20 protein-coding genes are annotated in these 21350 nt (G+C 38.2%); 15 read left to right on the forward strand and 5 right to left on the reverse strand.

What is annotated here, in order from left to right; genetic code table 11:
- Nucleotides 1-169: 169 nt before the first annotated feature.
- From AS4_RS12990 to AS4_RS13010, 5 genes are all read left to right on the forward strand, one after another.
- Nucleotides 170-1198 (forward strand): AraC family transcriptional regulator, encoded by a 1029-nt coding sequence (locus tag AS4_RS12990; protein ID WP_096734411.1) that lies wholly within the window; start codon nucleotides 170-172, stop codon nucleotides 1196-1198.
- A 227-nt stretch (nucleotides 1199-1425) separates the two neighbouring features.
- A complete protein-coding gene (locus AS4_RS12995) occupies nucleotides 1426-1773 on the forward strand; it encodes a hypothetical protein (RefSeq protein WP_004719389.1) in 348 nt (115 codons plus the stop codon).
- A gap of 276 nt (nucleotides 1774-2049) precedes the next feature.
- Nucleotides 2050-3033 (forward strand): aliphatic sulfonate ABC transporter substrate-binding protein, encoded by a 984-nt coding sequence (locus AS4_RS13000; protein ID WP_096734412.1) that lies wholly within the window; start codon nucleotides 2050-2052, stop codon nucleotides 3031-3033.
- On the forward strand, nucleotides 3033-3866 hold the full coding sequence (locus AS4_RS13005; RefSeq protein WP_096734413.1) for an ABC transporter permease: 834 nt from the start codon (nucleotides 3033-3035) through the stop codon (nucleotides 3864-3866). Before AS4_RS13000 ends, AS4_RS13005 begins: the two co-directional genes overlap by 1 nt.
- Before the next feature lie 113 nt (nucleotides 3867-3979).
- Nucleotides 3980-4891, forward strand: a complete 912-nt coding sequence (locus AS4_RS13010; protein ID WP_096734414.1) for a bestrophin family protein — start codon at nucleotides 3980-3982, stop codon at nucleotides 4889-4891.
- A 145-nt stretch (nucleotides 4892-5036) separates the two neighbouring features.
- On the opposite strand, the gene prmC is transcribed toward AS4_RS13010, so the two are convergent.
- Nucleotides 5037-5855 carry a peptide chain release factor N(5)-glutamine methyltransferase gene (prmC, locus tag AS4_RS13015; RefSeq protein WP_096734415.1) on the reverse strand — a complete coding sequence of 273 codons (819 nt, stop codon included), beginning with the start codon at nucleotides 5853-5855 and terminating at the stop codon, nucleotides 5037-5039.
- Entirely contained in the window at nucleotides 5855-6943 is a 1089-nt protein-coding gene (prfA, locus tag AS4_RS13020; RefSeq protein ID WP_004719378.1) for a peptide chain release factor 1, read from the reverse strand. The genes prmC and prfA overlap by 1 nt, the downstream gene beginning before the upstream one ends.
- Nucleotides 6944-7333: 390 nt before the next feature.
- On the opposite strand from prfA, the gene AS4_RS13025 reads away from it, so the two are divergent.
- The 6 genes from AS4_RS13025 to AS4_RS13050 all read left to right on the forward strand — a co-directional run bounded on the left by AS4_RS13025 (nucleotide 7334) and on the right by AS4_RS13050 (nucleotide 12230).
- A complete protein-coding gene (locus AS4_RS13025) occupies nucleotides 7334-7765 on the forward strand; it encodes a hypothetical protein (RefSeq protein ID WP_004822418.1) in 432 nt (143 codons plus the stop codon).
- A gap of 303 nt (nucleotides 7766-8068) precedes the next feature.
- Nucleotides 8069-8608, forward strand: coding sequence for a glycine zipper domain-containing protein (locus AS4_RS13030; RefSeq protein ID WP_096734416.1), 540 nt, complete (start codon nucleotides 8069-8071; stop codon nucleotides 8606-8608).
- Nucleotides 8609-8778: 170 nt separating this feature from the next.
- Nucleotides 8779-9792: an LLM class flavin-dependent oxidoreductase gene (locus AS4_RS13035; protein WP_096734417.1), complete on the forward strand. Its 1014-nt coding sequence runs from the start codon at nucleotides 8779-8781 to the stop codon at nucleotides 9790-9792.
- Nucleotides 9793-10029: 237 nt separating this feature from the next.
- A complete protein-coding gene (gene yiaA, locus AS4_RS13040; protein ID WP_096734418.1) occupies nucleotides 10030-10512 on the forward strand; it encodes an inner membrane protein YiaA in 483 nt (160 codons plus the stop codon).
- Nucleotides 10513-10725: 213 nt separating this feature from the next.
- Complete coding sequence (locus AS4_RS13045) at nucleotides 10726-11655, forward strand: ferritin-like domain-containing protein (RefSeq protein ID WP_034613436.1); 930 nt, start codon at nucleotides 10726-10728, stop codon at nucleotides 11653-11655.
- Nucleotides 11656-11672: 17 nt separating this feature from the next.
- On the forward strand, nucleotides 11673-12230 hold the full coding sequence (locus AS4_RS13050; protein WP_096734419.1) for an NAD(P)/FAD-dependent oxidoreductase: 558 nt from the start codon (nucleotides 11673-11675) through the stop codon (nucleotides 12228-12230).
- Nucleotides 12231-12280: 50 nt separating this feature from the next.
- Here AS4_RS13050 and AS4_RS13055 read toward each other — a convergent pair whose 3' ends face one another.
- Complete coding sequence (locus AS4_RS13055; protein WP_227548073.1) at nucleotides 12281-13033, reverse strand: hypothetical protein; 753 nt, start codon at nucleotides 13031-13033, stop codon at nucleotides 12281-12283.
- 112 nt (nucleotides 13034-13145) lie between these two features.
- Nucleotides 13146-13982: a posphoenolpyruvate synthetase regulatory kinase/phosphorylase PpsR gene (ppsR, locus tag AS4_RS13060; protein WP_004719361.1), complete on the reverse strand. Its 837-nt coding sequence runs from the start codon at nucleotides 13980-13982 to the stop codon at nucleotides 13146-13148.
- A 154-nt stretch (nucleotides 13983-14136) separates the two neighbouring features.
- On the opposite strand from ppsR, the gene ppsA reads away from it, so the two are divergent.
- Complete coding sequence (gene ppsA, locus AS4_RS13065; protein WP_004719359.1) at nucleotides 14137-16515, forward strand: phosphoenolpyruvate synthase; 2379 nt, start codon at nucleotides 14137-14139, stop codon at nucleotides 16513-16515.
- 76 nt (nucleotides 16516-16591) lie between these two features.
- Here ppsA and AS4_RS13070 read toward each other — a convergent pair whose 3' ends face one another.
- Nucleotides 16592-17023 (reverse strand): hypothetical protein, encoded by a 432-nt coding sequence (locus tag AS4_RS13070; protein ID WP_096734421.1) that lies wholly within the window; start codon nucleotides 17021-17023, stop codon nucleotides 16592-16594.
- A 189-nt stretch (nucleotides 17024-17212) separates the two neighbouring features.
- On the opposite strand from AS4_RS13070, the gene AS4_RS13075 reads away from it, so the two are divergent.
- The 3 genes from AS4_RS13075 to cyoB all read left to right on the forward strand — a co-directional run bounded on the left by AS4_RS13075 (nucleotide 17213) and on the right by cyoB (nucleotide 21347).
- Nucleotides 17213-17992: an RDD family protein gene (locus AS4_RS13075; RefSeq protein ID WP_034613420.1), complete on the forward strand. Its 780-nt coding sequence runs from the start codon at nucleotides 17213-17215 to the stop codon at nucleotides 17990-17992.
- A gap of 295 nt (nucleotides 17993-18287) precedes the next feature.
- On the forward strand, nucleotides 18288-19352 hold the full coding sequence (gene cyoA / locus AS4_RS13080; protein ID WP_096734422.1) for a ubiquinol oxidase subunit II: 1065 nt from the start codon (nucleotides 18288-18290) through the stop codon (nucleotides 19350-19352).
- Nucleotides 19353-19355: 3 nt separating this feature from the next.
- A complete protein-coding gene (gene cyoB, locus AS4_RS13085; RefSeq protein WP_004719352.1) occupies nucleotides 19356-21347 on the forward strand; it encodes a cytochrome o ubiquinol oxidase subunit I in 1992 nt (663 codons plus the stop codon).
- Nucleotides 21348-21350: the final 3 nt, after the last annotated feature.

Here is a 21350-nt window from a genome sequence, read left to right on the forward strand (position 1 = left end):
TTGAATTAAGCAGTTTAAATGATGAATTAAACCCACTTTCGACTTAAGATGCAGAGTAAACATAGTCAAGCTTGAGTACAATTTCCAAAAGTTGCATCCTGTATGATGTATTTGGACAATTTAAACATCTTTTGGAAAACTTTAGTCACAAAACACGTATCACAAGATAATGGAATACACTGTGAACAATCAACAATTCAGTGAAAGCAAAGGCACAATTTCAATTGCACTGGTACATGAAGCGCTGAGCAGTGCCCAAGATAAGGGCTATGATATACAGAAGATTTTGCATGATGCAGAAATACCCTTGGAAATATTTCAGGCAGCCAAATCACGTATTGCTGTTTCTGCTTATGCAAAACTTTGGACTAAAATAGCAGACCATATGAATGATGAGTTCTTTGGCATGGACTCGCATCAGATGCGACGCGGTTGTTATAAATTATTGTCTAAAATGGTCATGCAAGCGGATACACTACAGACAGCGATTGAACAAATTTTGCAATATTTTAATTTTGTCTTGGATGACTTCACCAGCAAACTGATTATTGATGAAAATTATGCATACATTGTCATTACAGATAAATTACAAACTAAGCGTATGTTCTGCTATGCCACTTATATTATGTTGATTCACAGTTTGATCTGTTGGTTAGTAGATCAAAGAGTTTTACTCAATCAATTGCAATTAAAATGCATGTCCCCTGAAGATGACAGCGATTATCGCGTTCGATTCTGTGAAAATATTACTTACCAAGCAGATCAAAATTACCTGCAATTCGATGCAAACTACTTAAACATTCAAATTAAACGCGATCAAAAGTCTTGGTATGGTTTTATTAAAAACACCCCTGAAAATCTACTATTAAGATTTAAGAATCCTTTGGCTTTAAGTTCAATGATTCGCAAGCAATTACTTTCTATTGCTCCTGCTGAATGGTTAGAACTCGGTGAACTATCAGCGCAGCTCAATATTTCAGAAGCCACCATACAACGCCGTTTAAAAAATGAAGGTAGCAGTTACCAACAACTCAAAAATGATATACGGCGAGATATGGCGATTGAACTGCTTGGTAAAACCACGCATACCTTACAAGACATCAGTGAGCTGTTGAATTTTCAGGATGCCAGCGCATTTCATCGCGCATTTAAAAAATGGACTGGAGTAAGTCCAGGTGCTTATAGAGAACCCAAATAACCTTGAAAGCATTGTTAATGCAAAAGATAATATTTTAAAAAATTTATTTAAAATCAAAATTATAATAAAAAATATATCAATATAAAGACAAGCTCGATATTTACAGCTTATCTGAATAAGGTTGCAAATTAATCAATAATGGTATATTTATTACCCAATTTAAAGCAGGTTTTCTGCTTATTTCCTGTGGTACCCTCCTCCCCTTTAATCACTTTTAGGTCACTAACATGATTAAGATGATTGATGTACTAGAGCAAAATCTAGTTCAAAACTTTATCCATTCCCTTTCTGCTCAAACTGAACATTTAGATGAGCTTATCGAAGGTATTTTAAAAGCTTCAGATCATGACTTTGAACATGCCATGAATGATTTTTTCAAAACCAATGATGCTGCAGAAGTCGCACAAGCGCTTGATATTCACCAAGAGCGATTAGATGCAATTCAATCAGGCTTAGCAATGAAAAAAGAAAACATTGCTGATACTGCAAAAATTGTTGCGCTTTGTCTAGCACTTGAAACCAATGCATTAGACCAAGTTGAAATTGCAGACAGTTTGGAAGATTATCCAGTTTAATTTGCCCAATCCCAAAATGCCTCTGTATAGAGGCATTTTTTATGTCTAATGACTAAAATTTAATTAGAATATTTTTTTATAATTCATTTCAATAATCATCTATTCAACAAGCAAATATCTATACCTTAAAAACATAAATTTATTCATATAGTTAAACCAATATTTTTTACATTTCATATTTTAAGAAGTCAATATCTGTTTTTCTTTTTTGTGCTTTCACCCTAAAAAATATACATATCTAGCTCTGTGTTTCTCTTTGAATTTTATGGGGTATGTATGAAAGTTTTTAGCAAAAAAATGACGCGCTTAGTTTCCACCTTAGCCTTAAGCTTATCCGCAATGTCATCTTTTGCAGCCATCCCAACAACATTGAAATTAGACTATGCCTATTACGCCCCAACAAGTTTAGTGGTTAAAGAACAAAAGCTATTAGAAAAAGCCTTACCCAAGACAGAGGTCAAATGGGTGTTTAGCCAAGGCAGTAATCGTTCACTTGAATATTTAAACAGTGGCAGTATCGATTTCGCCTCTACCGCGGGTTTAGCAGCAGTATTAAGTCGTGCCAATGGCAGTCCAATTAAAACGGTTTATATCCAAAGCCAGCCAGAATGGACTGCATTAGTCGTTGCTAAAAATTCTGCAATCAAATCCTTAAAAGACCTCAAAGGAAAAAAAATTGCTGCAACTAAAGGTACAGATCCATTCTTATTTACGCTTCAAGCACTTGAAACGGTCGGCTTAAATAAACGCGATGTGCAATTGGTACATCTACAACATCCAGATGGAAAAACAGCTTTAGAACGTGGTCAGGTAGATGCTTGGGCTGGTCTTGATCCACTGATGGCATCTGCACAATTGCAATCAGGCGCAAAACTGCTCTATCGCAATATCGCTTTTAATAGTTACAGCGTGTTAAGTGTAAAAGATCAATTTAGCACCCAAAGCCCAGAAGCAGTTGAGGCTGTAATTAAAGCTTATGAACAAGCACGTAAATGGGCAAAAGCCAATCCAGATAAACTTGCAGAATTATTAGCACGTGAAGCAAAATTGCCACTTGAAGTGGCGAAATTGCAATTGAGCCGAACCAATCTAGATCAAAACATTCCAACCGCGAAACAGCTTAATGCGCTAAAGAAAGCAGGCACTATTTTGACTGAAGAGGAACTGGTTCGAAAAGGCACCAATGTAAATCAAGTTGTGGATCAACTATTTGACAGCAAATATGCGCAAAAGGTTATTGGCAAGGTTGCTGAGAAGTAATGACAAAGTCTACACATGCTCAATCGACGCAAAGCGAATCAAATGTACATATAGCGCAGGCGGGTTTAAACAAACCTGCCTTTAAAGCCAATGTTCTAAAATGGGTAAAAGGAATTACGATTCCGTTGTTGCTCATTTTATTATGTGAGTATTTAGTTCGTTTTGGATGGATTGAGTCTTATCTGCTCCCTGCACCGAGTAGCTTAGTTGACTCATTCAAGGAGCTTGCCGCAGGTGATTTATTGACCCATATCTATACCAGTACTTGGCGTGTTTTTTTAGGTTTTTTTATTGGTAGCCTATTGGGACTCATTTTTGCAATTGCAGTGGGTTTAAACAAACACATTGAAGAATTTTTAGAACCTACATTTTCAGCGATCAAATCTATTCCAAGTCTTGCTTGGATTCCATTATTGCTTTTGTGGTTAGGCATTGATGAAGCCTCAAAAATTACCTTAATCGCGATTGGTGCATTCTTTCCCACCTATACCAATAGCGTATCTGCCATACATGGTGTTGATTCAAAGTTGTTAGAAGTGGCAAAAGTATACCGTCTGACCTATCTACAAAGTATCTTCCAAATTGTTCTGCCTGCTGCATCGCCTGGAATTCTCGTTGGACTCAGAAACAGTTTAAGCCTAGCGTGGATGTTTATGATTGCAGCAGAACTGATTGCGGCTACACAAGGTATCGGCTATCTACTCAGTGATGGTCGAGAAACGTCAAGACCAGATATTGTGATTATTGCGATTATCTTGCTGGCTGTCCTCGGCAAACTCACAGACAGTCTAATGAAATTGATTGAAAACTGGTTTTTACGTTGGAGAACATAAACCGTGCAAAATACGGCTTTTAATCAGCCGTATTTTTTTAAATTGCTTCTTTGCAACTTGCATTTCTGCTTTTCTCTATGAAACACTGTCACAGTAATATTTAGGTAGACAGTATGATCATTCGTGATAAAAGTAACAGCTTTGCACTTCTCTTTGCTTGGCACGGCACCATTCTTCCCAAAGTCTTACCCGCATTAACGTTTGTTGTGCTGATCTCGACAGTTCTGGTTTACCTATCATCACATCACTATTTTACAATTCCTGCTGTACCTGCAATTGGGTTTACCGTGTTCGGGATTATCCTTTCTATTTTCTTAAGTTTTAGAAATACGGCGTGTTATGATCGTTGGTGGGAAGGTCGTAAACTCTGGGGTGCTTTGATTGCAACCTCACGCCATCTTTCTCGTGACACACATGTTTTACAAGAAAACCAGCGTAAAGTTTTAATGTATCGTGTGATGCTATTTACCCGTTTATTAAGAAATCGTTTACGCAATCAAAATCAATCCATTGAATTTTATAAAAATAAAGTTGATTTAGATGAATTAAGCTTCAGCCAACTGGCAAACCACCTAAACGCTGCACAATTTGTTTTAGAAGAAATCCAAAAATCTTTAGTGCAATCACTTAAATCAGGTGAAATTTCTGACATTATCTATCAAGGTTTAAATCATCATATTGTTGCTATGGGTAATATTCAGGCTGGCTGTGATCGCATTCTAACCACCCCATTGCCTTATTCTTATTCAGTCTTATTACATCGCACAGTATATTGCTTTTGTTTGATTTTGCCGTTTAGTTTAGAAGCAAGTTTAGGGATTTGGACACCCGTCATCGTCAGTTTAATTGCTTATTTATTTTTGGGACTAGATGCTTTGAGTGCTCAGCTTGAAGAACCATTTGGCCTACAAGAAAATGATTTACCTTTAGATTCAATTACCCGTTTAATTGAAAGAGAAATGCACAGCTCTCTGGGTGAAAAACTCTTAGAGCCGATTCAATTGGTGAAAAGTAATTTGACTTAGCATGTTCTTCTAAAGGTTATATTCCCTATTAGCTTTAAAATACGCCGAACTCTTTTAATCCTTATTATTCGCCAATAAAAAAGACTTTGTTGGATAAGCAACCACCGCCATCCAACAAAGTCTTTTAAACAACAAAGATGCAAAACTAATTTGGCCACTGACCTAGCGTGACACGATCATTACCACCATAGTCTTTAACAGTTCTAACTTGTTTAAAACCAGCACCTTTAAAAATGTTTTGTACCGCTTCAGCTTGATCATAACCATGCTCAAGTACAATCCAGCCTTGTGTCGCCAACCATTTTTTACCTTGCTGAACAATATGTTCAATATCCGCCAAACCATGCTGCTCAGCAACCAAAGCTCTTTCAGGTTCAGAAGCAAGATGCGGCATATGCTCATCATCAGCATCAATATAGGGAGGGTTAGAAACAATCACATCAAAAAATTGACGATTCAAAGCTTTAAACCAACTTCCTAGAAAAAACTTGACCTGCCCCAAGTCATGCTTTTCAGCATTATGTAAAGCAACCTCTAAAGTCGGTTCATAAATATCTGTGGCAATAATAGACCAATTGGGGCGCTCACTTGCCAGCGATAATGCGATCGCACCTGTACCCGTACCTAAATCAACCATACGAGTATCTTCAGGCAAATCAAGATTTAAAACCGTTTCAACCAATACCTCAGTATCTGGACGAGGGACTAAAGTATCTCTGGTAACGGTTAAATCCAAAGTCCAAAATGGTTGTGAGCCAGTTACATAAGCCAAGGGTTCACCCGCAGCAATCCGCGCTAGACCCTCGACATATTGCTGTTCTTGCTTAGCGGTTAATTCTTGCGTAGATTTAAGTGACAAATCAAAAGCATCAATTTTTAAAATATGCTCAAGTAACCAAGCATTTTCTTGACGCTCATAACTTTCAGCTTCTCCACGTAAGGCCAAAGCCTGTGCAATATTCATTAACCACCATTTTGTTGTGCAAGCATCGCCAACTGATCTGCTTGATATTCGCGATGTAAGCTGTCAAGTAGTTCAGTCAAATCACCTTCCATTACTGCATCTAACTTATATAAAGTTAAATTGATACGGTGATCTGTCATACGACCTTGTGGATAGTTATATGTGCGGATACGTTCCGAACGATCCCCTGAACCCACCAAATCACGGCGCATTTCAGATGTTGCTGCATCGGCTGCAGCACGTTTCGCATTCTCTAAACGTGAAGCCAGTAACGCCATCGCTTTTGCTTTGTTTTTATGCTGTGAACGTTCATCCTGACATTCCACAACAGTACCTGTTGGAAGATGGGTAATACGTACAGCAGAATCAGTTTTGTTAATGTGCTGACCACCCGCACCAGAAGCACGGTAAGTATCAATACGTAGATCCGCAGCATTAATCTCTACTGTGGTGTCTACATCAACTTCTGGAAGAATTGCCACAGTACATGCCGAAGTATGTACACGACCTTGTGACTCAGTGGCTGGAACACGTTGTACACGATGCGCCCCGCTTTCAAACTTCAAGCGACCGTAAACACCTTCACCATTCACTAGACAGATAATCTCTTTATATCCGCCATGCTCACCTTCATTTTCAGATAAGATCTCAATACGCCAGTTTTGAGTTTCAGCGTATTTACTATACATACGGAATAAGTCACCCGAGAAAATCGCCGCTTCATCACCACCGGTACCAGCGCGGATTTCCAAATATGCCGAGTTGGCATCATTTGGGTCTTTAGGAATCATGAGAATATTCAACTCAGCTTCAAGTTGTTCAATTAAAGCTTTGTTCTCTTTGATTTCCTCAACAGCCATATCCTTAAAATCTGGATCAGTTAACATTGCTTCTGCTGTTTCAATATCTTCTTCAGCTTGCTTGTACTTTTTCCAAACATCGGTAATTTCTGATAAATCATTATGCTCACGGGACAAATTACGAAAACGCTTATTGTCTGAAATGACTTCAACATCTGCCAATAATGCTTCTAACTCTTCATGTCGATCACAAAGTTGGTCTAATCGTAAACGTAACGATTCTTTCATTTTAAATACATTCTCAAGCTAAGCCTTACCAAAAAACATCGAGCTTTATAACAGCCCATTTAAAATTGGTAAGAAAATTCTAAAATTGTGCCTAGTTTACCGATTCTGCCATTTAAATGACACATTTATATAAGCGCCGTCAAGATAAGCTATAGAATTTATAACAAGATGATCCGCATGATTTTTGATTAGATGCTTTTATTCTCCATTATTCATGCTATTTGTTAACTAATATGGGTGTTTTAAAATCACTTTTAATAGAAAACATACATTCAGATACCAAACGCTATCAATTTTCAGATCCCTCTCCACATTTTTTGGAAAAATTTTTGTTACATTTGCCACATCGAATAGAGATAGAACTGTCCAGATAAGGACATGGAGCAACACATGAAATTTAATACGATCATATTTAGTACTGTATTGGCAGTAACTTCAATATTTACAGTAAGTGCTCATGCTGATAACTCAACACGTATTGCAGCAACTTCTGCTCTAGGTAGTGTCGTTGGTACTGCTGTAGGTAAACAAATCGGTGGTAACACTGGCGCAATGATTGGTTCAGCAGTAGGCGGTGCAGGTGGTGCTGCTGCATCAACCAATAGAAAGGACCGTACTGCGGCCGCAATCGGTGGTGGTTTAGGTGGTGTTGGTGGTTATACCGTAGGTAAAAATATGGGTGGTACCACTGGTGGTTATATTGGTGCTGCTGCTGGTGCTGCGGGTGGTTCAGTTCTTGGTAAAAAAGTTTCTCAAGACCGCCATGCAGATCAACGTAAGTACAATAAAAAGTACTACAAAAAACACCGTCGTCATCACTAATTTATCCGTAAATGATATCAAGCACCTTCGGGTGCTTTTTTGTTTTGTTTCATCTTAGATAAACTGTCAATCGTGTAGAACTACAAGTAATGATTCATAGCTTAATATTGATTGTACAAAATAAGGTTTTACTTAAAATTAAGTTTAATATTCACATAATATGAATAAATTAATCAGCCAAATATACAATCCACACACAAAACACAGAAATTGCTTACATTCAAATCCATAATTATTGCTAAATGTTTCGTTATTCTAGCCTCAAGTTAAAGAATTCGAAGAAGCTTCGATCAGGAGTTTAAAATGAAATTACAAGCAATCCTTGGTGCAACAGTAATTGCAGCAACAATGATGACGACTGCACATGCAGGCAACTCAACCAATACAGCATTAACATCTGCACTTGGTGGTGTGGTGGGTGCTGCGATTGGCCAACAAATGGGTGGTTCAACAGGCGCGATGATTGGTTCTGCAATCGGTGGTGGTGTTGGCGCAGGCGCTTCATCAAATAAACGTGACCGTAATGGTGCGATCATCGGTGGTGCTTTAGGTAGTGCTGGTGGTTATACCGTAGGTCGTAATGTGACTGGTACTTCAACTGGTGGCTATATTGGTGCGGGTCTTGGTGCTGCAGGTGGTTCGGCATTAGGTCAAAAAGTCAGTGAAGATCGTCGTTATGATGACCGCTATGACAACCGTTATGGACGTTATAATGATCGATATGATCGTAGCGGTTACCGTAATGTTGATTATCGCTACAATGATCGTGGCTATCGTAAAGACAATGGCAATCATTATGGTCACTACAAAAACAAAAATCGTTGGAACAACTGGAAAAATTAATTTCAGTCCAAAATTAATAGCTAATCATTTAAATCAAGCACCATCGGGTGCTTGATTCGTTTTTCGGTTAATAAAATCAACATCAAAACCACCAAATATCGACAATTTTCGATATACATTTGCACACTTATATCGTATTATTTCGATATATATTATTTTCGAGTTTAAAAATGTCGTCTTTAACAGATACCGCATTAAAGAATACGAAGTTCTCTATCCTAGAACTCGCACCTGTTCGAGAAGATCAAACAGTTGCGTTTTCACTTAAGCATGCATTGCAACTTGCTCAGCATGCAGAACAGTTGGGCTTTGATCGCCTTTGGTTAGCTGAACATCATAATATGGATGGTATCGCCAGCTCCGCAACTGCTGTATTGCTGGGTTACATCTTAGCCAATACAAAAAATATTAAAGTGGGCTCGGGAGGGATTATGTTACCCAACCATGCACCTTTAGTGGTTGCTGAACAGTTTGGTACCTTGGCAACACTCTATCCAAATCGTATTGAACTCGGCTTAGGTCGTGCGCCCGGAACAGATCCAACCACCATGCGTGCATTAAGACGTGGTCGTCAAGAAACAGAAGAGCAATTTCCACAAGATGTTTTAGAAATTTTAAGCTATTTCGCTGACGCAGTGCCTCAGCAAAGAATTAAAGCAACACCTGGGCAAGGTACGCATGTGCCTGTGTGGCTTTTAGGATCGAGCCTTTTTAGCGCACAACTGGCGGCTAAATTGGGGCTTCCTTATTCATTTGCCTCACATTTTGCACCGAGAATGTTAGGCCAAGCCATTCAGCTCTATCGTGACAATTTTGAACCATCCGCCTATTTAGATAAACCGTTTGTATCTATGGGGGTTCCTACTGTGGTCGCCCAAACCGATGAGGAAGCAGAGTATCTAGCCACAAGTGTGTATCAACGTATTCTTGCATTACTGACAGGACAAAGTTTAAAACTGAAACCGCCTGTAGCAACAATGGAAGGCCGATGGTCTGCATCAGAGAAAATGTCAGTACAAAACTTCTTAGGTATGGCGCAAATTGGCTCACCAGATACGGTCAAGAACGGTTTAAAGCAACTTTTAGAAAAATATCAGGTAGATGAATTTATTTTCACTTGCGATATTTATGATACACAGAAGCGCTTAGATAACTTTAGTTTGTTGATGGATTTAAAAAAATAATACAAATCAATCATGTTTTCCTCTTTACCAAAATGAAATGAGAAATTTCATTTTGGTTTTTTTTGATTTATCTGTTGCATAACTAAAATATCCAATTGATTTAAAATACTATTTACTATTCTTTGCACTTAAACCCTATTTTAATTGGAACTAATAAATTGAAAAGATTTGCCATCTCATTTCAAATCAGCATAATAGAACATAGAAAAATCAGTAAAATAGTAATAAGGAACAACAATGAACCAATATATCAATAAACCCACCCCTGCTTTTATTGCAGTCAGTTGGGTGGCTTTACTTGCTGGTGCGGCAGCCTACTGTGTGGGTTTATTCAATGCACAAATTCTATTAAATGAAAAAGGCTATTATTTAATCCTGATCCTTTATGGTTTATTTTCTGCTGTTTCACTGCAAAAAGTTGTTCGGGATAAACTTGAAGGTCAGTCAGTCACAGCAATTTATTATGGACTGTGTTGGGCTTCAGTGGTGATCTGTATTGTTCTACTCGCAATGGGTTTATGGAATGCGACGATGGCACTCAGTGAGAAAGGTTTTTATATCATGGCTTTTTTACTTAGCCTTTTCGGTGCTGTTGCTGTACAAAAGAATATTCGAGACTTGGAATATCTCAGAACGCATTCACAGCCTGAACTGCCTCAGCCCCACCCTGTTCAACAAGTTGAAGTTAAAGACCTAGAAACACCAGAAGATAAATTTTAATTGTTAAACAATCTATTGCTCCAAATGATAAGACTTGTCCTTTTATGACAAGTCTTTCTTTTTATCTCAATCACTTAGCTAAATTTTCACATTCAAAATCAAACCATTACTGCGTTGATATTTTTCATCATTCCACAATGAATATCTTTGCCAATTGATTCACAGAAATATTAAATAAAATGCAATGAAATCCTTATTTTTGATAGATTTGCTATGGCTTCAATTGACTTAGAAAAAATGTTAGATAAAGTCAAAAACACACAATGGACTTTATCCGATATTGATTGGGATGCACCAGGCCGTGAGCTAGTTACAGCGGAACAATGGCCAAAACTTAAAGACTTTATGGCAGATCTGATGTGGATTGAGCATGTAGGTGCCCGTGCATTTTCAGCAATGTCAAAAAAAGCGCCAACGGCAACTTTACGTGAAATGTACGCTATATTTCATGCCGAAGAACAACGCCATGCCAATGCAGAAATGGCGCTCATGAAACGCTGGGGAATGTTAGATGGTGATATCCCTAAACCAAATAAAAATTTACGCTTGATTATCGAATGGCTAGATACCTATGCCGATGAAATGCCTTTTTATATTTTAGGCGCAGTGATTCCGATGCTTGAAGTTGCTTTGGATGGTGCTTTATGTACCTTTTTATTGGATACTGTAGATGATCCTGTATGCCACCAAGCCTTTGAACTGATTAATGGTGATGAAGCACGGCATTTAGGTGTGGGTTTCAGTGTGATGGAAGCACAAGGGATCAATAAAAGCGTCATTGAGCTTGCCCAAATGGCTGCACGAGTAATCGACCCTCGTTTGATGTTGGGTATTTTGGCTTACTTACCACTCATCAATAAAATGCGTGACAATGTTATTAAGCTCGGGCTTCCTGAAGAAAAATTATATGCAGCAATGAATAAATTTTCGAAAATTGGCGGAAGAACAGTGGAAGGACGCCGTAACCCGTGGTTCCAAATCATTCAATTTCATGGCAAAAATGTAGTAGATCGCAATAAAAAATGGTTCCATATCCCGATTGATGCCATGGTTAGCGTGACTGACAAGATTCCTGAAAAGTCTTTACCTAAAGTCCCAAGTTGGATATATCAATTAACGTCAGAACCCACTGCGACCAATTAGTATAAAAAGGAAATAATATGCTCGACAGGAAAAAGAGTCAAAATGAAGGTTTTTTTCAAAATCAGCCGGAATTTTTTAAGCATTATAAAGGTAAAATTATTGCATCTACTGAGATTAAACTCACCGATTTTACCGGTTTAAACGTGGCAATTATTGGTGCAAATCAACTTACAGTCACACACCTTTGCCACGTTTTAAACAGTGCTGAATTTGTAAAAGTGTTTCAAATCACACCCGCTTTTATTTTACCGCAAACTGAAAAAGGGGTTCAAAAGTTAATTTCGCACCCTTTGATTATCAAAAATCGTCGTTTGTTTAATCATCGTGTTAAATCAATGTTGGCGATTCGTTATCTAGAGTCGCAAGTTCAGGAACAATGGTTAAAACGTCAGTTGATGCCGAACTCTGCGTTAAAGAGTAAAGTATTTTTAAAATCCGATAGCTACTATACAGCGCTACAACGTAAAAACTGCAAATTAATCACTTGGCCAGTCGTTAAAATTACTGAAAATGCAGTACAAAGTATGGAAGGAATTGAACATTTAGTGGATGTGATTATTACCACTTACGAATAATAGTTTGAGAAGGTTTGAATTTAAGAGGCCTTTAGGCCTCTTTTATTTAATTATTTGACCACACCACTGTAACGATAACCTTGTGGAGCTTTTTGATAACGTAAATAGTTATTGGTCAATTTTCCTGAAGCATTCACCACCAATATATCAATATTTTTTAAGTCTTTTGAGATACGGATAAAATCTTCAGCAGAACGCTCCCATTCCTGACAATCATTTTCAACACCAATTGAATCAAGTTTTTGAGTCTTGGTTTCAAAAATGGGTTTCGCGACAAATTTGCCGTTATTCAATACAAAGGAGTGAATGCGATAGCTCCTTGAACAAGTACTATTAATAAATAGACTGGTGACTAAATAAACGTCCTGATTTTTAATTTTGACTTGAGCAATTTTATCGATAAATCCAACTTGAGCTAACTCTTGGGACGCCAAACCATTGCTTTGCTTCACTTGAATTAAGCTATATGGTTCTCTCATCGTTCCCCCAGCAGAAACGTCCATCGTATAAAATTTAATTTTTCGATCAGGACTGTAATGGATATCCAGCATATTTTTTTCAGTGAGTTTTGCAAACGAATATGCAAAACTCGATGAATCATTTTTCATTTTATTTTCAATTTCGCTGGAAATTTTTTCATTGTACTGATCACATTCAGCACGTCCTGAACAGGTTTTTTGATAATATTTTTCAACCAACCCATTTTCAAAATTGCTCAATGATTCAGCATTAGTTTGTTGTGCAAATATACTTTGTACACTTACAAGCATGAAAAATGAACTTATTTTTAATATCTTATTCATATAACAAGTCACACTATAGAAAGTAATAAACATGAAAGAAAAGAGCCAAATTTTAATTCAGCTCCATACTGTTCTTACACCACAACACACATCAAAAAAATATAATGATGGATTATCCAATACGACGTTTTAGACCTGTCATTTGTAAAACGCGTGTTGAAATTTCTTCAATCGACATCTCTGAAACATTTAAATATTTAATCCCTTCAGAAATATAGATCCCTTCAACTGCGCGTAGCTCCATCTGACACTGCGAAAAGCTCGCATAGCGACTGTTGGCTTTACGTTCAGAACGAATGGCAACGAGACGTTCAGCATCAATCATCAAACCAAATAGTTTATTTTTATGTTCTTTCAGTACCGCAGGTAAGCGGTTATCGTCTAAATCTTCTTCGGTTAATGGGTAGTTTGCAACGCGAATACCAAACTGCAAAGATAAATAAATTGAAGTCGGAGTTTTACCAGAACGCGATACGCCGATCAGGATTAAATCTGCTTTGTCATAATGGCGGGTACGTGCGCCATCATCGTTATCCAAAGCAAAATGAACAGCATCAATACGTGCTTTATACGACTCAGAATCCGTCACAGCATGGGTTTGTCCGACTAAAGTTGTAGGTGGCGTACCTAAAACGTCCGACAACTTACTAATAAGCCCTTCAAAAACATCAAGATTTACAGCATTTGCAGTGTTAATAATGTCACGAACATAAGGGTCAACCAAAGTATCGAATACCAAAGGTTGTTGACCATCTTTATCCGCCCTTTTATTGATTTCTTCGACTACATTCATTGCAGCTTCTTCAGAGGTAATATAGGGAATAATATGGATATCAAACTTTACATGAGGAAATTGCGCTAATAATGAATGCCCAAGGGTTTCAGCCGTAATCGCTGTACCATCAGAAATAAAAAATACGCTCCGCTTTATTTGGTTACTTTCTGACATTAAAAATCTCCTCAAACATTTGTCTTAGCGATGTATAATCTTTATAGTAAGCCCATCTTACATGACTATCACTTAGTTGAATCAAAATGCTAAGTTTTTTGTTATAATTTCATGCCAAGATAGTGATTAATACTGCATAAGTGGAGTAACAACTTTGGAAGCACGCGTAATCGGTCTGGAAAAACTAGGTAAACACGACGTTGAGATCGTGGGTGGTAAAAACTCTTCACTTGGGGAAATGATCAGTCATTTAGCAAATGCTGGTGTATCGGTTCCAGGTGGATTTGCAACGACTGCTGATGCATATCGCGAATTCCTAGAGCAAAGTGGCCTAAATGCTAAAATCAATGCAGAACTTGCAGCATTAAATGTTGATGATGTAATCGCACTGGCAGAAACTGGTGCAAAAATCCGTCAATGGATTGTAGAAACTCCACTTACTACAGGTCTAGAGACTGAAGTTCGCGAAGCATTTGCTGCCCTTTCTAACGGTAATCCTGACATCGCTGTTGCGGTACGTTCTTCTGCAACTGCTGAAGACTTACCAGATGCTTCATTTGCGGGTCAACAAGAAACTTTCTTAAACATTCGTGGGATCGACAACGTTCTTATCGCAATTAAAGAAGTTTTTGCTTCACTTTATAATGACCGTGCCATTGCTTACCGTGTACACCAAAATTTTGCACATGATATTGTTGCGCTTTCTGCTGGTATTCAGCGTATGGTTCGCTCTGAAACGGGTGCTGCAGGTGTAATGTTTACACTTGATACAGAATCTGGTTTCCGTGAAGCAGTATTTATTACTGCTTCTTACGGTTTAGGGGAAATGGTTGTACAAGGTGCAGTAAACCCTGACGAATTCTATGTTTCTAAGCCACTTCTAAGAAATGGCAAACATGCCGTTATTCGCCGTAATCTTGGTTCTAAACACCAAAAAATGATTTATGGTGAAGAAGGTGCTGCGGGTAAATCTGTTGTGGTTGTTGATGTTGAAAAAACAGATCGTCAACAATTTGCTTTAAATGATTTAGAGCTTCAAGAACTTGCTAAACAAGCCTTGATCATTGAAGAGCATTATCAAGCGCCGATGGATATCGAATGGGCAAAAGACGGTGATGATGGTCAAATCTATATCGTTCAAGCACGCCCTGAAACAGTAAAAAGCCGTGAAAATGTCGGCACAATGGAACGTTACCTGCTTAAACAAAAAGGTACAGTTCTTTGTGAAGGTCGTTCAATTGGTCAACGTATTGGTTCTGGTAAAGTTCGTATCGTTACCTCAATTAAAGAAATGGACAAAGTACAAGAAGGTGATGTTCTTGTATCTGATATGACTGACCCAGATTGGGAACCAGTGATGAAACGTGCGGCTGCAATTGTAACTAACCGTGGTGGTCGTACTTGTCATGCGGCAATTATTGCCCGTGAACTTGGTGTTCCTGCCATCGTAGGTTGTGGTAATGCAACAGAAGTGCTTGTTGATGGTCAAGAAGTCACTGTTTCTTGTGCTGAAGGTGATACAGGCTTTATTTATGAAGGTGCGTTAGATTTCGAAATTCAACGTAACTCGATCGAATCTATGCCTAAACTTCCGTTCAAAATTATGATGAACGTAGGTAACCCTGACCGTGCATTTGACTTTGCTCAAATTCCAAACGAAGGGATTGGTCTTGCACGTTTAGAATTCATCATCAACCGTATGATTGGTGTGCATCCAAAAGCGTTGTTAAACATTGACAGCCTACCACGCGAAACACGTGCAGCAGTTCTGGCACGTACTGCAGGTTATGCATCACCGATTGAATTCTATGTTGAAAAATTGGTTGAAGGTATTTCTACCCTTGCAGCTGCATTTGCTGACAAACCAGTGATTGTTCGTATGTCTGACTTTAAGTCAAATGAATATGCGAACTTGATTGGTGGTAAGCTTTACGAGCCTGAAGAAGAAAACCCAATGCTTGGTTTCCGTGGTGCGAGTCGTTATGTATCTGATAACTTCCGTGACTGCTTCGAACTCGAATGCCGTGCATTGAAAAAAGCACGTGATGAAATGGGTTTAACCAACATTCAAATCATGATTCCTTTTGTACGTACAGTATCTGAAGCGAAACGTGTTATTGAGTTATTGGCTCAAAACGGTCTTCGACGTGGTGAAAACGGTCTTAAAGTGATCATGATGTGTGAGTTACCAACAAACGCATTACTTGCTGAACAATTCCTTGAACACTTCGATGGTTTCTCTATCGGTTCAAATGACTTAACTCAGCTAACACTTGGTTTAGACCGTGACTCTGGTATCGTTTCTCACTTGTTTGACGAACGTGATCCAGCAGTAAAAGCATTACTTTCTATGGCAATTCATGCTTGCCGTAAAGCGGGTAAATATGTAGGTATTTGTGGTCAAGGTCCTTCTGATCACCCTGATCTTGCAAAATGGTTAATGGAACAAGGTATTGAATCTGTTTCATTAAACCCAGACTCAGTTTTAGATACTTGGTTCTTCCTTGCAGAAGAAAAGATTAAACAATCTTAATCAAAGCTGTTTAAAAAGACCCTCTAGCAGGGTCTTTTTTATACATATTTTTTAATACTTTGATTTTAATAAGCTATCAAATATCAGATTTAGGATTGGTTAAAAGAAAATCTTGTGCACACCCACATTCTTCATCGCAAATATAAACACTTGTAGGCATACGAATCGTATATTTCCAGATATATGGATAAAAACCTTCACTTAATGTTTCGAAATTACACTGCTCATCAGCCTGTATATATATTTCTGTAAATATAGAGAAATCATCCGCCCCACACCTATCTAGAATATTTATATTGGTAATAATAAAGTTTAAGTATGCTTTCTCATAAGCTGAACGACTCTCATAATCACGATAATCTGTAAATTCATCTGGATGCACCCATGAAAGATGATTTGGACAATCAACATCATATTCTGCCTTTAACTCATTTGAATACAAACGTTCGATACATAATTGTGTATTAAAGTTTTCGCCACTTACATTAAATGATAAACGAAGTTTCACAGTTACCCCTCTCCTGCTAAATAGGTTAATTTTTCTTGATATTTTAAGATTTCGTGTAAATTTAATGTTAATACATTCAAAAATCTAGTATACATAGTGGTTTAAAAAAGTAGGTGAACAAAGTTGCGGTTATGTTCATTTTCATCTACCAATTTTGTACTTTTAGATTTATTTTGAGAATTGAGTTTTATGCAAATTTACTTGGCGAGAAATAACCAACAAGCTGGTCCGTATTCAATTGAACAACTGAATCAAATGCTTGCAAGCCAGCAAGTACTTTTAACAGATTTAGCTTGGCATCAAGGATTAACGGAATGGAAAGCGCTTGGTGAACTTACACAAGGTAAACTTGTTTATGAGCCTATTGGTTATGTCACACCAACGTCATCAAACAACGAACAAATTGATCGTCAACAGAATCCTGCTATTACCAATATAAAAATTGAAAAAAGTACAAAAAAAATCATTAAAGCGGCACCTGTAGGTAAACGAATCTCAGCCAAACTTATCGATTTCGCCCTTTTATTTTTACCCCAATTCATCGCTATTGCTTATTTTATGCCTGAAGATGCAATCAAAGTTGCTTCTGATGGTTTTTCAGTAGATAACCAAGTTAAAATTGCTGAAATGATCAGTCAAAGTATGCCAGCCTATCTGAATATTGCTCTGATGGTCTTTGTACTTATTCTCTTGATCACTCAATGCTTTATGATTACCAAATTTGGGCAATCTATTGGTAAAAAAATATTCAAACTGCAGATTGTTGATGTCAATACCAATCAATTGCCAGGGTCCCTAAGAGGATTTTTTGTTCGTTCATTTTTATTTCTTATCCTGTCTCAAGTTATGAGCGTATTACCTCTGATTGCCATCATTTTCATTGTTGATTTGTTCATGTTTTTCTCTAAAGAGAATTATGCATTACATGATCGTATTTCTAAAACCAAAGTTATTGATCTTTCAGAATAATTCAAATGGCGGTTATACCGCCATTTTTTATCGCTAGCCAAGCACAAAATAATAATTTATGTTTTTGTTTTCCTTATAATTCCGACTAAAAATATCAGGTATTTTTACATCAATATATTCAACCTCTATGTATAGCTAAGTTTGACGATATGAGGCATAATGCCCTACAACGTAGCGGTGTCAGATCATTGAGAATGTTTTCTATTTAGAAATAATAGTCATTTTCAATCATGCGGCACTTTAATCGCTATCCCATATTTATATAGGGAATGGGACTCTTCACCGAGGTTGTAAAATGAGACAAACGACTTTAGCTGTATTGTCTTTATCTGCGATCGCCGCACTCTTAACTGGGTGTGGTGGTGATATAGTACTTCTAAACTCTAAAGGTCCAGTCGCTGAAGGTCAAAGTAACCTGATGATGACTGCGATCTACTTAATGCTATTGGTCGTAATTCCTTCGATCTTGATGGCATTGTGGTTTGGTTGGAAATATCGCGCGTCAAATAAAGATGCAGACTATAAACCTACATGGGCACACTCTACTGCGATTGAAATTGTAGTATGGGGTATCCCGTGTATTATTATTGCTATTCTTGCGTATTTAACATGGTGGGGTTCACACAAATATGACCCTTACAGACCATTAACGAATACTCAAGGTCAGATGGAAGAACATTTAAAAATTCAAGCAGTCGCTGAACAGTTTAAATGGGTATTTATCTATCCTGAACAACAAATAGCTACAATTAACGAAGTTCGTTTCCCAGTCAATAAACCAATTGAATTTCAAATCACTTCTAACTTTACAATGAACTCGTTCTTCATTCCTAAGTTAGCAGGTCAGGTTTATGCAATGGCAGGTATGCAAACTAAGTTACATATGCTTGCAGAACATCCAAGTCCTGCAGATGGCTACCGTGGATTCTCAGCAAACTATAGCGGCTATGGCTTTACGCAAATGCGTTTCAGAGCTCATGCTGTTTCAGATGCTGACTTCAACACTTGGGTAGACGCTATTAAAGCAGGTAAAGGTACTTCAATTAATCCTGAAGCGATCCAAAAAACCACGCTTGATGCGACTGAATTTGCTACGCTCAAAGATGGTGATCGTTCTAAACACCAAATTGAAGCAATGCTGAACAATGCGCATACTCCAGAAGAACTTAAAGCTGCACACGAAGCTGAACGTAAAGGTCCATTCCCTACTAAGCCTCATCCTGTGACTTATTATTCTTCAGTTACGCCTGACTTGTTCAAAAGCATTATCAACACTTACATGAGCAACTACCATGGTGCAGACCATGCAGGTGCTGAACATGCAGGTGCTGAACATGCAACTGCTTCTGTAGGGGAATAAGACATGTCTTTGTTATTAGGTAAACTCAATTGGGATGCAATCCCTAAAGAGCCGATTGTACTTGTAACAATGGTCATTATGGCTCTTGGTGCAATTGCAGTTTTCGGCGGTATCACCTATTTCAAAAAATGGGGTTACCTCTGGAATGTATGGTTTAAATCTGTAGACCATAAAAAAATTGGTATTATGTATATCCTTGTGTCTGTTGTGATGCTACTTCGTGGCTTCGCAGATGCAATCATGATGCGTCTTCAACTGTTCCTTGCAAAAGGTGGCGGTGAAGGTTACTTACATCCAGACCATTACGATCAGATCTTCACCGCACATGGTGTAATCATGATCTTCTTCGTAGCAATGGGTCTTGTTGTTGGTATGATGAACATCACTGTACCACTTCAAATTGGTGCGCGTGACGTTGCATTCCCATTATTAAACTCTGTGAGCTTCTGGTTATTTGCTGGTGCTGCTGGTTTGATGATGGTTTCACTTGTATTAGGTGAGTTTGCTGCAACAGGTTGGATGGCTTATCCACCTCTTTCTGGCATTCAATATTCTCCTGGTGTTGGTGTTGACTACTATATCTGGGCACTCCAGGTTTCTGGTCTAGGTACGCTTTTAACCGGTGTTAACTTCTTTGTTACCATCATCAAAATGCGTGCGCCTGGTATGAAACTTATGGACATGCCGATCTTTACTTGGACTGCACTTTGTACAGCAGTATTGATCATTGCATCTTTCCCAGTATTGACTGCAACAATTGCAATGTTAACGCTAGACCGTTACTTCGGTTTCCACTTCTTCACCAATGAGCTTGGCGGTAGCCCAATGCTTTATGTGAACTTGATTTGGACATGGGGTCACCCAGAAGTATATATCTTAGTATTACCTGCTTTTGGTCTTTACTCTGAAATCGTTTCAACGTTCTCTCGTAAAACGTTGTTCGGTTACAAGTCTATGGTGTATGCAACGATTGCAATTACAGTACTTGCTTTCGTGGTATGGTTACACCACTTCTTTACCATGGGTGCTGGTGCCAACGTTAACGCGTTCTTCGGTATCATGACCATGATTATTGCGATTCCTACTGGTGTGAAAATCTTCTCATGGTTATTCACTATGTATAAGGGTCGTATTACCTTTACATCACCAATGTACTGGACACTTGGCTTCCTTGTGACTTTCGGTATCGGTGGTTTAACGGGTGTATTGATGGCTGTTCCACCAGCTGACTTCTTGGTACACAACTCTTTATTCTTGATCGCTCACTTCCATAACGTAATTATTGGTGGTGTTGTATTCGGTATGTTCGCAGGTATCACTTTCTACTGGCCAAAAATGTTTGGTTGGAAGTTAAATGAAACTTGGGGTAAAGCATCGTTCTGGTTCTGGTTCTTTGGTTTCTATTTTGCATTCATGCCACTTTATATCCTTGGTTTCATGGGTATGACACGTCGTTTGAATACATATGACAACCCTGAATGGGACCCATACTTAGCAATTGCTTTGTTTGGTGCTGTGCTTGTAGCAATCGGTATTGCTTGTTTCTTAATGCAAGTTATTGTTGGTTTCTTACAACGTCACGACAACATGGACAACACAGGCGATCCATGGGATGGTCGTGTACTTGAATGGTCTACTTCATCCCCTGCTCCGTTCTATAACTTTGCTGAAATTCCAAAAATCAATGGTATTGATACTTTCTGGAATGACAAAGAGAATGGTGTAGCGTATGCACGTCCTGAGAAATATGAAGATATTCATATGCCAACTGACCGTGCTGCTGGTTTTGTTATTGCCTTGTTCATTACAGCAATGGGCTTCGCTTTAATCTGGCATATCTGGTGGTTAGTCGTTGCAACTTTCCTTGGTGCTGTTATCAGCTTCATCGTAAGTTCATTCACTAAAAAAGTGGACTACTACGTACCAGCTGCTGAAGTAGAACGTATCGAAAACGAGCGTTATGCTTTACTTGAAAAACACTTGAAGAAGGACTAAGGA

This window comes from Acinetobacter guillouiae, from assembly GCF_002370525.2.
Classification (GTDB): domain Bacteria; phylum Pseudomonadota; class Gammaproteobacteria; order Pseudomonadales; family Moraxellaceae; genus Acinetobacter; species Acinetobacter guillouiae.

Bases quoted from the DNA above. Each gene is read 5' to 3' on its own strand.
- prmC (WP_096734415.1), bottom strand. From the start codon at position 5,855: ATGAATATTGCACAGGCTTTGGCCTTACGTGGAGAAGCTGAAAGTTAT.
- cyoB (WP_004719352.1), top strand. From the start codon at position 19,356: ATGTCTTTGTTATTAGGTAAACTCAATTGGGATGCAATCCCTAAAGAG.
- AS4_RS13050 (WP_096734419.1), top strand. From the start codon at position 11,673: ATGCTCGACAGGAAAAAGAGTCAAAATGAAGGTTTTTTTCAAAATCAG.
- AS4_RS13055 (WP_227548073.1), bottom strand. From the start codon at position 13,033: ATGAATAAGATATTAAAAATAAGTTCATTTTTCATGCTTGTAAGTGTA.
- AS4_RS13010 (WP_096734414.1), top strand. From the start codon at position 3,980: ATGATCATTCGTGATAAAAGTAACAGCTTTGCACTTCTCTTTGCTTGG.
- prfA (WP_004719378.1), bottom strand. From the start codon at position 6,943: ATGAAAGAATCGTTACGTTTACGATTAGACCAACTTTGTGATCGACAT.
- AS4_RS13075 (WP_034613420.1), top strand. From the start codon at position 17,213: ATGCAAATTTACTTGGCGAGAAATAACCAACAAGCTGGTCCGTATTCA.
- yiaA (WP_096734418.1), top strand. From the start codon at position 10,030: ATGAACCAATATATCAATAAACCCACCCCTGCTTTTATTGCAGTCAGT.
- AS4_RS12995 (WP_004719389.1), top strand. From the start codon at position 1,426: ATGATTAAGATGATTGATGTACTAGAGCAAAATCTAGTTCAAAACTTT.
- ppsR (WP_004719361.1), bottom strand. From the start codon at position 13,982: ATGTCAGAAAGTAACCAAATAAAGCGGAGCGTATTTTTTATTTCTGAT.
- AS4_RS12990 (WP_096734411.1), top strand. From the start codon at position 170: ATGGAATACACTGTGAACAATCAACAATTCAGTGAAAGCAAAGGCACA.
- AS4_RS13005 (WP_096734413.1), top strand. From the start codon at position 3,033: ATGACAAAGTCTACACATGCTCAATCGACGCAAAGCGAATCAAATGTA.
- AS4_RS13025 (WP_004822418.1), top strand. From the start codon at position 7,334: ATGAAATTTAATACGATCATATTTAGTACTGTATTGGCAGTAACTTCA.
- AS4_RS13035 (WP_096734417.1), top strand. From the start codon at position 8,779: ATGTCGTCTTTAACAGATACCGCATTAAAGAATACGAAGTTCTCTATC.
- AS4_RS13045 (WP_034613436.1), top strand. From the start codon at position 10,726: ATGGCTTCAATTGACTTAGAAAAAATGTTAGATAAAGTCAAAAACACA.
- AS4_RS13030 (WP_096734416.1), top strand. From the start codon at position 8,069: ATGAAATTACAAGCAATCCTTGGTGCAACAGTAATTGCAGCAACAATG.
- cyoA (WP_096734422.1), top strand. From the start codon at position 18,288: ATGAGACAAACGACTTTAGCTGTATTGTCTTTATCTGCGATCGCCGCA.
- AS4_RS13000 (WP_096734412.1), top strand. From the start codon at position 2,050: ATGAAAGTTTTTAGCAAAAAAATGACGCGCTTAGTTTCCACCTTAGCC.